The organism is Aeribacillus sp. FSL K6-3256, assembly GCF_037965805.1.
GTDB lineage: Bacteria > Bacillota > Bacilli > Bacillales > Aeribacillaceae > Aeribacillus > Aeribacillus composti.
Genome location: NZ_CP150188.1, coordinates 1,817,172 through 1,831,706 on the forward strand (window position 1 = coordinate 1,817,172; position 14,535 = coordinate 1,831,706).

Here is a 14,535-nt window from a genome sequence, read left to right on the forward strand (position 1 = left end):
GACATTTTCTATTTCATTATAGGAGGGTTTTTTATGGCAAACATTATTAAAAAACACCCGAAACTGTATGTAATGGACAACGGCCGAATGAAAATGGACAAAAACTGGATGATTGCGATGCACAATCCAGCAACCATTGACAATCCGAACGTCCAGACTGAGTTTGTCGAATTCCCGATTTATACCGTTTTAATTGACCATCCTGAAGGAAAAATTCTTTTTGACACGGCATGTAATCCAAATTCCATGGGTCCAGCAGGCCGCTGGTCTGAAACGACGCAAAAAACGTTCCCATGGACAGCGAGCGAAGAATGTTACTTGCATAACCGACTTGAGCAATTAAAGGTCAGACCAGAGGATATTAAATTTGTTGTGGCATCTCATCTTCATCTCGATCATGCGGGCTGCTTAGAAATGTTTACAAACGCAACCGTTGTCGTACATGAAGACGAATTTAACGGCACATTACAATCTTATGCCCGCAACCAAAAAGAAGGGGCATACATTTGGGCAGATATTGATGCATGGATAAAAAATAATCTTCAATGGAGGACAATCAATCGGGATGAAGATCATGTTGAACTTGCGGAAGGGGTGAAAGTTTTAAACTTTGGCAGCGGTCATGCTTGGGGAATGCTTGGTCTTCATGTACACCTTCCTGAAACTGGCGGCATCATTCTTGCATCTGATGCGATCTATACGGCAGAAAGCTACGGGCCGCCAATCAAGCCACCTGGAATTATTTATGATTCTCTCGGATATGCGAAAACGGTCGAACGAATTCGCCGGATTGCCAAAGAAACAAATTCCCAAGTATGGTTCGGGCATGATGCAGAACAATTTAAAGGATTCAGAAAATCGACGGAAGGATATTATGAATAAAATTTCCCGAGTTTATATAGAAGAAATGGGTGGAAACGTCCATTTCGATTTTAAAGAACACAAATGTCGATGCTTTAAGAGAACATTCCAGGGTGTGAAGGAGGAGAGTCATGACACATTCAAAGCTAGTTTTTACACCTTTATGTTATACTGGATGGGGTTCGTTAAGCCAGCTTGTTCCGGAAGTTGAAAAATATCAACCTAAGAAAATTTTTGTTGTGACAGATCCGGTGTTGAATGACATAGGGCTCGTTGACCGCGTCACATCTCCATTACAAGAAAAAGGATACAGCATTGATGTATATACTGACATCGAACCAGAGCCTCCGTTTCAAATCGGAGAAAAGCTTGTCGCCTATACGAGAGAAAACAAATTCGATCTCGTCATAGGTTTAGGCGGAGGAAGCGCAATGGATTTGGCAAAGCTTGCAGCAGTCTTGTCTGTTCATAAAGGAACAGTGGAAAGTTATTTAAATTTAACAGGTACAAATCAAGTAGATAAAAAAGGTCTCCCCAAAATTTTGATACCCACAACTTCCGGAACGGGCTCTGAAGTCACTAATATTTCTGTCTTATCTTTAGAAAGTACGAAAGATGTTGTAACACATGATTATTTGCTCGCTGATGTAGCAATTATTGATCCGGAACTAACTGTCACTGTCCCGCCGAAAGTGACCGCTGCAACGGGGATCGATGCATTGACACATGCAGTGGAAGCATATGTCTCAATCAATGCCAATCCGGTAACAGACGGTCTTGCCCTGCAAGCGATGAGACTGATCAGCCGTTCCATCCGTAAAGCTGTGTTAAACGGAAATGATAAACAGGCGCGGATTGATATGAGTTACGGCAGCTATATTGCCGGATTAGCTTTTTTTAATGCCGGCGTGGCAGGCGTACATGCTTTAGCCTATCCGCTTGGAGGACAATTTCATATTGCCCATGGCGATTCCAATGCAGTTTTATTGCCATATGTGATGGGCTACATCCGAAAAAGCTGCCAAAAAAGAATGGTGGACATATTGAATGCTCTAGGCGAGAATTCAAGCTATTTGTCTGAAAAAGAAGCTTCCTATCAATGTGTCGAGGAACTAAAAAGATTAGTGGCAGATGTCGGAATTCCGACAACTTTGGGAGAATTCGGCATTCCGGAAAGTGCGATCGAAAAATTGACGGAAGACGGGGTGAAACAAAAAAGATTGCTCGCAAGAAGTCCAATGAAGCTTAATAAAGAAGATATCCGAACCATATATCAGTCAGCCTTTCAAGGGATAGTAACGGAACCGTCATAATTGTCGATAACTTGAGTTTTATAATTCACAGTTGAAAGGAAGATAAGGGCCAGATTTTTGATATTATCCCCTTATAGTTAGACAGAAAAAAGAAAGGGATGTCACTGTCTACTAGAAGGGGGTATTTTTATAGGTAAAAATTAAAAAACATACAGTAAAGAATATAAATTAGATGTTGTGAAGAAATATTTTGATGAGGGAAGGACAAACCTTGAAATCATGGATCACTTTCACAACTCTGTTTTTGCAAAATAAAAGTGCAGAGAATTACAAAATCCTTACGCAGTGATATACAAGGTGCTTTACATGGAGGGGGGGACATGAAAACCTTTTTTGGTTTTGCCGAAACTGTTGAAGCTGGTGCTTGGCTAAAGAATCATGGCTACAGAGGATCCATGCCAAGCCCTTGATGGATAGATCGCATATATGTATATTTATACAAAATTTGGATATAGATATACTGCAAAACTCTGTATTTTTTTCTTTCAGAAAACAACATGTCAACTAGGAACAAAGCAATGCCGTTCGAAGAAACGTTATCGAGTGGCCATCTTTCGTGACACCCATGGACATGAGATTCGCATTGTAACCAATGTTTTGACTATCGGCGGAAAAGATCGCCGATATGTATCCAAAACGTTGCACGGTCGAGATCTTTTCGGTGGATCAAGCAGTATCCTATTTGGGACAATAGAAAACGCAGTCTACAATTAGTCGTTTGCGTCGTCATTGCCTGCGTGCTGTTAAGATGGCTATAGAAGTAGGTGCAAAAGGGGCTTACTTTCATTTCTTTTGAACGTCAACTTCTTTTTGGGCAACTTCCTCTCAATTGGCAAAATGAACTTCAGACGGCAAGTAGCCCACGTTTTGTCTAATTTCTTTTGGTCGTGTTGTAAAATATTAAAAAATAAGATATTGACTTCCAAAATATTGATATAGTATTTTTTAATAAGGTAATAATTTTTTCCTATTATAAGAATTTTTACCATTAAAGTCTATTATTATATTTTAAAGAAAAAATACTAGTGTTAGTTACAGTATTTGGATTATCAACTTGTCAATAATATCCTAGCCGTATGTTTTTATTAACTTTCATCGATTCGGTTTGGTTATTATAAATAGACTTCTAATTACAAGTAATGCTAAAAAGGGGCTGTCTAATAAGTCGATTTTCCGGCTTATAGACGTCCCTTTAATGTTTTAGCAATGTTGATATATCAATGTTTATGATGTTTCGTTTTCAATGGATTTTGACTTTCTGGACAGCTCCTTTTAATATTTATTAAATTTAAATGTATATATTCAATCAATTGAAGAAAAAGTAATTTCAAAAAATCCATCAAATGAAGGATGATAAAAGTCTAATTTTGTTTGTGAAAACTTGATAAGGACTACTTACAAATAGATTCCCTTATCCTTTTTTCTTATATACCGTGCGAATAAAAACTCAGAATGTTTTTTATTAGATAATATGCCGACATGATAAAACACTGACCTTTTTAAGCTGTACCATGCAAGTAGTAAAATATTGAGGTGATGGCATGATTCAATTAATTAAGCTTGAACTTAGTAAGTGTATGAAAAGAATAGAGTTCAAGATAGCATTTATAGCTGTTTTTTGTGCAATATTTTTAGACTACATTATTTTGTGTAAAGAATATTATGGATCGGAATTATCTAAGGTAATGTCTGCTTCAACTGGTACTATTCTTACAAACGTTGTCGCAACACCTTTGTCACCAATAGTAGGGATCTTGCTGCCACTAACCGTAAGTATCATTTATTCTGTGTCATTCCTAGAAGAAAAAAATTGGGGATTAAGTAACTTTATTCATACAAGGGTACACAAAGAAAAATATATTTTAGCTAAAGCTATGTCGATTACTCTAGTAAGCTTTTTTGTAATATTTATACCATTATTAGTAAATGAAATTTTAGCAATTATTGCTTTTCCAATCCAAGGACATAATACATTCGGTTTACCAGATTATAAAAAGTTATCGTATATAGATTCAGGAATTATGTTACAAAACTTACAGGTGTATTATCCATATTGCAATATTTTAATATTCATCATAATAAGATCATTATTTGCATCTAGTTTTGCTCTTATGGCATTCGGAGTATCATTTTTTAAAAAAGTTAATAAATATGTAGTCATATTATCCCCTTTTATTAAAGGTTGAACTTAGAACAACTGTATCAAGCGATTGACGAATCAGGACTGGACGAATATCAGTACATGAAACGAACCTTTAAAAGCTGGGAGAAAGAAATCATCAATTCGTTTATTGATCCCTACACTAACGGTTATTTAGAAGGGATTAACAATAAAATGAAAGTCATTAAACGAATGTCTTATGGTATTCGCAACTTTCAACGACTTAGAAATAAGGTATTATGCTCACTTATTTAACTTTCATACATATAAAAGAGGTACACTTCACATCAAGTGCACCCCAACAATTGACATAGAACTGTTATAAAAAAATAATACAGAAGCTCATTCAGTACTCTACAAAAATAAACGATAATGAAACGAGAGAGTTCTTAACACAAAAGATGGAAGTAGAAGGTGGCCAATATTATAAGCAGTTTATTCAGATAGAGGATATATTAAATAAAGCCGCCTCACTAGGTAATAATTTACGTGGTACAATTAGAAGGGAATACACTTCAAGATAAACTTTATTCTATTTGTAGAGAATTTGGTGATTATTTTTACAATTGAAGACGTAAAAAGGATGATATTTCGAGGAGAGAATATATCAATGGCAGGTTTAAATGCTCTAAGTATTTTATATGATACTTATCCAGTTCATATGAGGGAGCTAAACCTTGCACAAAGTGTAAAAGAATTAGGCATGGAACGATATTTTCATATTTACTATTACTGTAATTAAGGGAAAAGTAAATAGATATGACTGATACAGATTTTTCTCGTAGGCACGTTGATATTGATTTAGAAATTGACGGATATACACTAGATGATTATTTTTTTGAAGAATTCGGGTCCAAGTATCCAAATAGGAGAACTATGTTCCTTATTCAATGCGTTAGACCAGCAGTTGTTATACCAGAAGATGGTTATTTTACTTGGTGTTAATATCATGTCAATTCTACCTTACTATAAGTGTGTCGTAAAGAATAGTGTGGATGTGAAAACTGTTCAGCAGTTAGCAGGACATTCAACTTTGGATATAACATATAAGTTATATGTTGCTAGCATAGCATAAGACAACAAAATGTTATTAAAGATTTAAGCACTCGCTATCAATCGGTGAGTGCTTTTTTAGGTAGGTAGTGGGTTTACAGTTTTTTGACATATTGAGCTTCATTTAGTAACCATAACACATCTAAAGATAGGGATTGACTCAATTCCTAGATGATACGATTACAATTATTACTTAATGTTGTCTTGACTTTACAATAAACGAAATTATACTAAACAAGGGAGTGGGTTTATAAATTTGTTTGGTTCTTTAAGTTACCGTTTCTATTCATATTAATTGAATATCGAGAAAAGACCGCAGCTTAATATACTCTTTTTTTCATTGTCTACTTGACAGGGTTATGTGCAGTATGTTGTTTAGGTATCTCACTTTTCATAAGCCACTGCTTTTCTATATAATCATATAAACAGTCGGGAACATCTGCATAACTAGATAGTACTGTTAAAGGATTTACATCCAGTGGCAGTCTTACCTTTCCTTTATTTTGGAAAACCTTTCTTCCTTCTTTTTTATTTCTGTCTTCAACTAATTTATCTAGAATTGATATAAAAAATGCTATTTCAAACTTTCCTCTAAAGATTATTTCTCTCATGGGATGACTATTCATTTGTTTGAGTTTATTTTCGAGAACAGATGCTGGAATGCTCACTGGTATCTCCAAAAATTTTTCAATTTTTTCTATTGTGTATTTAGCAGTTACCTTCTCTAAAGAAACGTCAATTAAATGTTCTTTAAATGATAAATTATTTAATCGTAGTTTTATTTCTTTTTTTGTTTTAGACATATATTCTTTGCAACAAGCAATCCAAGCATTTAATAAAGCAATATTATCATGGAATTCTTTTTGTCTCTTAAGAAAGGTATCCATAGCATTTTGGAAATCAACATCTGTTTCTTCGAGATTAAATTCACGCTTTAATATTCTTTCTAGTACATTTGGAGAACTATACAAATTTTCTACAGAATAACAAGGAGTTTCATAAATTTTTGGATTATTAAGTGGTGCATCGAAGTCTCTATCAACAAAGAAAAACAATCTCACCTCGTTGTATTCTTGATGTTTAATTATTTCTTCGTATGCTTTTATAACCCCTTTTTTGCCATTACATCTGATAAATTCTGGCTCTTTCTGACAAACCATTGTAACCCTTGGTCCATAATATTTAGCATCTTCTCCCTCTACAAAACAGTAGGGAATATTTTTATGTGGTTTATACTTTAACAAGAACTTATGAAATCCAACTAAGCCTTTTTGTCTTTTATTTCTAAGGATTTCGTCTCGGCTTAGATTTTCATTATTATTATTCTCCATAATTTTGTAATCTCTCCTTTACAAACATATTGATTCCCATAGCATACTTGTCGAGTTGATTATCAAAAATAAAAGGAGAGTGGGTTACTGCAAATAAAAACGAGCATTTGCCTGAATTTATTATGTCTGGTAATAGCATTTCTTGCCATTCGATTGAAAGAGAGAGTTCTGGTTCATCAAATAAAATAATAAAATTATTATTAAAATCTAGAAATACTCGTGATAATATAGATACAATTTGTTTTTCACCAGAAGAGAGCTGGCTCAATTCAACTTTTCTTCGTTTTTTTATAGTCTGAATAAATAATTCTCCATTACTTTCATTGAAAATTACTTCCTTATCCACCAAATATTTGTTACATATCTTTGCAAATTCTTTTATAGAATCGTCTCTTTTCTTATGCTTCATATAGTTATTTATTAGGTTATTTAAGTAAAAAAGTAATGAATTATATTCTTTTCTAAAGATTTTATCAGTAACTATTAAATTAGAAATATACTCTTTGTCTGCTATATCTAAATCATTACCAAATCTGTCTAATACAATTTTTAGTATTTCACTATTTTTAAGTACGTCTTTTTCTATTTCATGGGAAGATTGTTCTTCTGGGTAAATTAAATGCTTTATCATATCACCAGTTACTTTTGAATAACTTTTAAGTGATTCCTCTTTTATATCATTTTTTATTTTGTTAAAAATATTTTGAACATCATCCATACCAAAATTTATTATTCCAAATTCGTTGGATAAATTTTCATGTAAGTTAAGTCCTAATTTTTCTAACTCTTCTTCTATTCTTCTGTATGTAGGAAAATAAAGTATTTTTTGATTGAATATATCCTTAATTTTTCTATCGACGTTATATATCTTTTCATTATATTTATAGGAATTATTTTCCTCTATTGTTCTTCTTAAATGCATAATCAATCTGTTTATATGAGCAAACGGAATACCTTTGCTTTTAATCTTATCATAATACTGATTTCTAAAATTTTGTAACGACCCCTTCCCATATACTATATTTAATGCTTCATGGAGTTCTTCTTCGTTTAAGTAATTTTCTAGATGTTTATAATATCTATTCGCCTCAGCATTCAGACTTAATGAAAGCCATTCTTTTTCTAAAGTTATTACTTCATTTGAAGATAAGTGTAAATGAATTTCGGAGAATTCAATATTATTAAGTTGATAAAACTTCCTAGATAATATGTAATATAATGTCGTTAGGATTGTAGTTTTTCCTGTTCCATTTTCACCTAGTAAAATTCTAATATTGTTATCAAAAGTCAAAGAAACATCTTTATCTCCGTTTAACCCAATTATTTCAAAACGTTCAAGACGAATATTTTGATTTTCATACATTGAATCCATTATATCCCTCCTTAGTTAATTCATTAATATAATAACATTTTTAATTTATTATATAGAATACAATTTTTAGAGTTATAATTTTCATTGTTTATGGAAAATAAAGGAGGATATGTTTTAATAGATTAGGCACTCTACAACTAAAATATGTAGAAGAGAATTATACGATTATAATACATGCAAAAGAAGGGCTTGAATTAAATGGTTAAGTGTTTACTAGGTTACCTAGTAAATCCCGGTGAAGCATACAATCAAAGGAAACCTTCATCCGCAGGCTCAAGAGTTTAATTTTTTTGGTCACAAATTGGTCACATAGTTATTAAAAAATAAGATGAAAAATCTCAGTAAACTTGTTCGTTATATAATAAGAATAGCGGTATATTCATACGATTCCGTTTATAAACCATAAATCCTTCATATTACAAGGGGTTATGGTTTTTTATTTTTATGTATGTATAACCTTACTCATACCATATTCTTGTAGTAAAAAAATCCATATAAGTTTATTTTTTTTAATGTATTGAAAGAATGACGACATGTAATTTTGAAAAAATATGAGACCATCATAGTATTTATATAAATCTAAATTAAAATTTCGACAAAGGAAAAGAAGAGGAATCAGAGGTACTGTCAAGAATTTTGTGTAATGTAAGATAGGTAGGGTATCTCTGAAATGCATTTAGAATTGAGAGGGATATTTCCTCCACGCAGAAGACTGAATATTCAGTCTCCTGTGAGGAAAGGGAGAATTCCCTTATTTTGTTTATTTACAATATTTGGTTAACAATAACGTTCTTCAAACATTCGTTGAAGGGCTTCATGCGCTTCGGCAAATGCTCGTTACTTTCGCCCTGCCCATTTCTCATTAAAATCTGGAACAGTCAAATACACGACTTTTTCCGCGGCTTCTAAACTGCTCAAACTGTTCATCGGCTTTAGGTGCTTTGTTTGTTTGGAAACTCGATCTATTGGTTCAAAGTGCTCCTTCGTTTCTTTCGTATGTTTTTTTATTGCTTACAAAATCATTTCCACTCATTTTGGACATAGATGTGCCTTTTCTTTTATATTCATCGTAACATGCTCCAGAAATTTTAACGTAGATCACATTAAACCTTTTAAAATCAACATTTGAATGGTCTTAAATGGAAATTTAAAAAATGTTTGGAATAATATGTTATTTCAATTCCAAAAAAACTCTTTTTTTCCAATCCTATGTTTATTTGTCAGAGAAGAGAGCTGCTCATACTTCAAAAAAATATTTGTACCTTTTTCTGTTTTTTTGTCGGAATTTTCTATTTATCATCTTGATTTCTCCTCCTCATTTCGCTTTAATAAAAATGTATCCATCATTTTCCTGAAACATTTTTTGAAACATATGTAAAATAATACATTAATTTGAAAGTTATTTAAAAAATCTAAATAAATGTCCGTTTATTAAAAACGAAAGCGAGGGGAGATCGTGCAGTTGAACGATAGGCAATCGGTCAAGTTGTAACCGCTTTACTGATATAAAGTGAGAAAATTCAGAATTATCAAAAAGGAATTGGATACGGCAAGATGAGCCGTTGGATTTATTTTCCACTGATGATAATAAATAAAAAACTAGATATGAGATTTAAATTTTCCTAAAAAACAAACCTACAGCCGTTTTTTTACATTTGTCGATTTAAAAGGAGGATATGACGGAATGACTATGAAAGCTAAGCTTTTTGCTTTAATGGCAGGTTTTGTTTTTTTGTTATTGTCCAGCACGTTTCTAGTATTATGGTTGGAAAGAAACACTTTAGAGAAAAAAGGGAATGAAATAACTGATGAAGTATGGAAGGAAGCGGAAACAAAATTAGAGGTGGAAGTGGAGGCGTTTGCGAATCAAATTTCCAGAAATTTAGTTGAACTTGAGCAGTCGATGGAGAAAAATATGCTGAATGCAGCCTATTTATTGCAGGAGCAGGATCGGGTGAGAACGTTACATAACGAAGATTTGAAGCGTTTGGCAGAGCGAACAGGGATGACAGATTTTTATCTGACAAACCGAGATGGAATTTTTGTTGCATCTACAGAGAAAGCGGCACTAGGGAATAATTTATTTGATATTTGGGACGGATATCGCAAATTGCTGACGGGTGAAGAGCAGATGCTGCCTTCAACCTTGACGATCAAAGCAGAGACCGGAGAGATTTTCAAGTTTATGGCCATTCCCCGCGCTGATGGAAAGGGAATTGTCGAATCGGCGTTAGATGTAAGCAATTTTGAATCGTCGCTCGCCCGTCACATCCAAGAGAAGGAAGAAGTGAAAGCAATTTATTTGTTTGATCCCAAACAAGTCGTATTGATGGAAACATTAAAGAAAGAACAGCGATCGCTGTGGGAAAAAGGAAAGGCTGCAAAAAACGAAAATGTTCAGTCAGTCTTTTCTTCCGGAAAAACTCGGATTTTCCTGAAGGACAATCATGTGGAGGCTTATGTTCCGGTAAAAGCGGATGGAAATGTGCGTTATGTATTATATACCTTGTTAGATGCTGCCCCGTATTTCCAGCATGCCGAATCCACTAACCAAGTATTGCAGGAGTTTCAGCAGTTGATTAATGGGGTTGGATATAAAATCATGCTGGCGATTTTTATCTTTTCACTGTTGTTCCTCTTTGTCCTTTTTGGTGTGATCCGCTCGGTGTTAAAGCCGTTGAAATTTTTCTCTAGAGTCCTGCGGGAAGCAGGGGACGGGCAGGAAGTAAAATGGGAGCAAGTAAAAGCGAAAGAGTTAAAAGAGATTCAAGAAGCAATTACAGAAGTGGTACAAAAGTACCGGGAAATGCTGTCGGCAATCCAAGGCAATTTAGTTGCTGTCACAAAGACCCAGAAGGAATATCGTTCAGAGATGGATACAACGCTGGAGACATTGGAACAGGTTACCAAGGCTGTGACAGATAATGCACACAACAATCAACAGCAAGCTGAGCAGCTGAATGAAGCCGGGGAAATCGTGGAAAATATGTCCCGTACCTTGACGAATGTTTCCAGCATGACATCCGAGCTCGAAGACTTCTCAAACAATGCCAAGGGTCTGGCGGAAAGCAGTATTCGGGGGTTGGAAAATATTACGAATGTAATAGAAAATATCTACAAAGGAGTAGAAGAAAGCGGCAGCCGAATCGAAAAGCTAGCCAAAAGTTCAGAGGAAATTGGAGGAATTATTTCACTAATTAAAGGTATTGCGGAACAGACAAACTTGCTGGCGTTGAACGCAGCCATTGAAGCCGCTCGAGCTGGAGAACAGGGGAAAGGATTCGCTGTCGTGGCCGAAGAAGTCCGAAAACTGGCGGAGGAAAGCAGAAGGGCAACTGATAAGATTGCTCAAATCTTATTGGATATTCAGCGAGAAATTGCCAGTACGAAAGAAGGAAATGACAATCAATTGTCAGTTATTATAAGCAGCAGACAGGGAATTCAGCATGCGAACGATTCTATTCAGCATTTGATTGATGCTACGAAAGAGTCGTCACGAAAGATTGCCCAGCTGGGAGATTCGGTTGAAACTATGTTTCAAAACGGCCAATGCGTGATTGATGTATTTGAGAATATGCACGGCAACATTCAATCCAATGCCGCAAACAGCGAGCAGCTGCTGGCCATGGTGGAAGAGGTGACGGGAGCGTTGAAGAGATTGAGGGATTTGTTGAATAACATGACAAATTCCACCAAAAATTTAGAGGAAGTAGCGGCTGCCACCCGCTAAAAATATGAATTGCTAATATAGAAAAGCCGCCGCAGCGGCTTTTTTTCTTTCAGAGAAGAAGAAAAAACAAATTGAACTGGAGAAATGAAAATATGAATGGTGTGGTGTATTATGGTATAGAGTGTAGGCAAAAGCAGACGGTTCGATTTTTCAACGGCTTCGTTACTTAATCTGTTTTACGAACTCATTGACAATTATCTGCAAATAGAATATTCTATAATTAGAAAAATATCTAAATATCTAATTTTTTTGTTTTATAATTAGATGATTTTCTAAATATCTAAATAGAATATTACTTATTTTTTTAAAAGGTGGTGCGTTCTTTGTTATTTAACGAAGCGTTTAAAGCCATTGCTGATCCCACTAGAAGAAAGATTCTTTCCTTGCTAAAAAATGGGGATTTAACCGCTGGTGAAATCGCTTCCCATTTTGATATGCAGAAACCGAGCGTGTCGCATCATTTAAAAATTTTAAAGCAAGCGGATTTGATTCAAGATCAACGCGTCGGACAGCATATTTATTATTCGTTAAACACAACTGTCTTTCAAGATTTAATGAGTTGGTTTTATGATTTTTTACAAAAGGAAGGGGATAAATGATGAGAACAAATCGCTTCGTGGTCATGTTGACGGTTTTTAGTTATTTGTTAAGTTTGATTGCGATCCCATATCTACCTGATGAAGTGGCCACTCATTGGAATACGGCTGGTGAAGCGGATGGGTACAGTAGCAAATGGTTTGGGGCGTTTAGTCTCCCTTTCATTATGACTTCAATCGTATTGTTAATGACACTTTTACCAAAAATGGATCCGAAAAAAGCAAACTATGAAAAATTTAAAGGGAGCTATACCATAATAATCAACGTATTAGTGATCTTTTTTATCGCTCTTCATATCGTGACATTAGCCTATAACCTAGGGTTTCCTGTAGATGTGGATTTATTTGTGCCAATCGGAATCGGAGTTTTATTCATTGTATTAGGAAACTACATGCCTAAACTCAAACATAACTACTTCGTTGGGATTCGTACACCTTGGACGATAGCGAATGAAACAGTTTGGAACAAGACGCATCGTATAGGCGGAAAAGTGTTTGTGTTCATGGGATTAGCATTAATGTTGACGGTATTTATTGAAGGAATATGGGGTTTTATCTTGTTTTTAGCCGTTACATTGAGCGGGGTTGTATATTTGTTTGTTAAATCCTACCTATATTTCCAGGAAGAACAACGGAATGGTTTGCGGTAAGTGAGCAAAATGAAAGAATAGTATGTTCGATTCAGGAACAACAGTCTTCTATTTTTTAAGTATGAATTTTGTATAATATTTACAAAAAAGATCCCGTCTTTTTCTTTCTGTTTATCATGAATAGGAATAACGATACGATATTGGAACGAGATAGGATGATTTTTTATGTACTTTTAAAAAATCATAATAAAGAGAAAGTTTTACAGTCAGTTTATACTGACGTTTTTTGCAGATTTGATATAAAGTTTGGTAGAAACTCTATTATAGAAGATGATAAAGAGCCATATTTATGCATCTTTTTTTAACCGATATAATAAAAGCAAGAATATTCCGATATTAATTGAAAAAATACAGTAATAATTATAGGCATTATTATAATATTGAAATTTGTAATTAAGATTAAATGTTGGTTCAGCCAAGATGAATCTTAAAATATATACATTCAATTGAATGGGGGAATCTGATGAAAATATTTGATGCGCATTTACATATTATTGATCCAAAGTTTCCATTATACGCAAATCAAGGCTTCTTGCCCGAGCCATTTACAACAGAGGATTATTTACAACATGTAAATACAGTTGATTTAGTAGGTGGAGCAATTGTTTCAGGCTCTTTTCAAAAGTTTGACCAAACATATTTGTTGGATGCATTACAAAAACTAGGAAAGAATTTTGTTGGTATAACACAGCTTCCATACGATACGTCCGACGAAGAAATTATTGAGCTAAATAAACACGGTGTCCGAGGACTGCGTTTTAATGTGAATCGCGGGGGCTCTGAGGACATTCGTCGATTAGATTATTTTGCTAAAAGAGTTTATGAGCTAGCTAATTGGCATACAGAATTGTATATTAATTCAAAAGAGCTACCGGCTATCAAGCCAATTATCGCCCAACTTCCAGCAGTATCCATTGACCATTTAGGCTTGTCGAAGGAAGGATTTCCACATTTGCTTGCATTAGTTGAAATGGGTGTACGTGTAAAAGCAACAGGATTTGGACGAATTGATTTTGACCCGGTTGAAGCGATGAAAAATATCTATAAGGTGAATCCAGATGCCCTCATGTTTGGAACGGACCTGCCTTCTACAAGGGCAAAAAGACCATTCCGGTTTTCAGATATCGAATTAATCCAAGAGCATTTTGATGATAAAGCAGTTAAAAAAATCCTTTATCAAAATGCAATGGAATGGTATTGTAAATAAAGTAAAGTGGAATTAAGTGCGAAAAAGGGAAATATAAAGCGAAAGTTTTCAAAAAAATTAAGCAAAGGAAACATTTCACGCCTTTTTATTGCATATTTATATTTTATTCAAACAAAGCATATACGACAAAATGGGATGTCTATTTAGATGGCATCCTCTTTTTTTTGTTTTGGAGAAAATGGATTATGTCATGTTCTTCGCATGGAACTGTTTTCAACCTGCAGTTTAAAAAAAAACACATTGACTATCCAGTCAATTTTA

The 14,535-nt window shown here is 34.4% G+C and carries 10 protein-coding genes and 2 pseudogenes; 9 read left to right on the forward strand and 3 right to left on the reverse strand.

Annotated elements, in window-relative coordinates; translation table 11 throughout:
* Positions 1 to 33: 33 nt before the first annotated feature.
* From NSQ84_RS08715 to NSQ84_RS08735, 5 genes and pseudogenes are all read left to right on the forward strand, one after another.
* Entirely contained in the window at positions 34 to 882 is an 849-nt protein-coding gene (locus tag NSQ84_RS08715) for an N-acyl homoserine lactonase family protein (RefSeq protein ID WP_339212660.1), read from the forward strand.
* Between the two features lie 110 nt (positions 883 to 992).
* A complete protein-coding gene (locus NSQ84_RS08720) occupies positions 993 to 2,174 on the forward strand; it encodes an iron-containing alcohol dehydrogenase (RefSeq protein WP_339212663.1) in 1,182 nt (393 codons plus the stop codon).
* A gap of 495 nt (positions 2,175 to 2,669) precedes the next feature.
* Positions 2,670 to 3,049 (forward strand): annotated as a pseudogene (locus tag NSQ84_RS08725) (transposase); the annotation flags it as partial.
* 666 nt (positions 3,050 to 3,715) lie between these two features.
* Positions 3,716 to 4,360 carry a hypothetical protein gene (locus NSQ84_RS08730; protein WP_339212666.1) on the forward strand — a complete coding sequence of 215 codons (645 nt, stop codon included), beginning with the start codon at positions 3,716 to 3,718 and terminating at the stop codon, positions 4,358 to 4,360.
* The gene (locus NSQ84_RS08735) at positions 4,357 to 4,590 is read left to right on the forward strand and encodes a transposase (protein WP_339212669.1); all 234 of its coding nucleotides are present in this window, start codon (positions 4,357 to 4,359) and stop codon (positions 4,588 to 4,590) included. The genes NSQ84_RS08730 and NSQ84_RS08735 overlap by 4 nt, the downstream gene beginning before the upstream one ends.
* A 1,142-nt stretch (positions 4,591 to 5,732) precedes the next feature.
* Here the strand turns inward: NSQ84_RS08735 and NSQ84_RS08740 are convergent.
* From NSQ84_RS08740 to NSQ84_RS08750, 3 genes and pseudogenes are all read right to left on the reverse strand, one after another.
* Positions 5,733 to 6,719 carry a DUF4435 domain-containing protein gene (locus NSQ84_RS08740; protein WP_339212671.1) on the reverse strand — a complete coding sequence of 329 codons (987 nt, stop codon included), beginning with the start codon at positions 6,717 to 6,719 and terminating at the stop codon, positions 5,733 to 5,735.
* Entirely contained in the window at positions 6,709 to 8,091 is a 1,383-nt protein-coding gene (locus tag NSQ84_RS08745) for an AAA family ATPase (protein ID WP_339212673.1), read from the reverse strand. Before NSQ84_RS08745 ends, NSQ84_RS08740 begins: the two co-directional genes overlap by 11 nt.
* A gap of 837 nt (positions 8,092 to 8,928) precedes the next feature.
* Positions 8,929 to 9,057, reverse strand: a pseudogene (locus NSQ84_RS08750) (IS256 family transposase); the annotation flags it as partial.
* A 718-nt stretch (positions 9,058 to 9,775) separates the two neighbouring features.
* Here NSQ84_RS08750 and NSQ84_RS08755 point away from each other — a divergent pair.
* The 4 genes from NSQ84_RS08755 to NSQ84_RS08770 all read left to right on the forward strand — a co-directional run bounded on the left by NSQ84_RS08755 (position 9,776) and on the right by NSQ84_RS08770 (position 14,274).
* A complete protein-coding gene (locus tag NSQ84_RS08755; RefSeq protein ID WP_327874039.1) occupies positions 9,776 to 11,821 on the forward strand; it encodes a methyl-accepting chemotaxis protein in 2,046 nt (681 codons plus the stop codon).
* Between the two features lie 323 nt (positions 11,822 to 12,144).
* The gene (locus NSQ84_RS08760) at positions 12,145 to 12,420 is read left to right on the forward strand and encodes an autorepressor SdpR family transcription factor (RefSeq protein ID WP_063389491.1); all 276 of its coding nucleotides are present in this window, start codon (positions 12,145 to 12,147) and stop codon (positions 12,418 to 12,420) included.
* Positions 12,417 to 13,067: an SdpI family protein gene (locus NSQ84_RS08765; protein ID WP_327874040.1), complete on the forward strand. Its 651-nt coding sequence runs from the start codon at positions 12,417 to 12,419 to the stop codon at positions 13,065 to 13,067. The genes NSQ84_RS08760 and NSQ84_RS08765 overlap by 4 nt, the downstream gene beginning before the upstream one ends.
* A 463-nt stretch (positions 13,068 to 13,530) precedes the next feature.
* Positions 13,531 to 14,274: an amidohydrolase family protein gene (locus tag NSQ84_RS08770; RefSeq protein ID WP_327874041.1), complete on the forward strand. Its 744-nt coding sequence runs from the start codon at positions 13,531 to 13,533 to the stop codon at positions 14,272 to 14,274.
* Positions 14,275 to 14,535 lie beyond the last annotated feature (261 nt).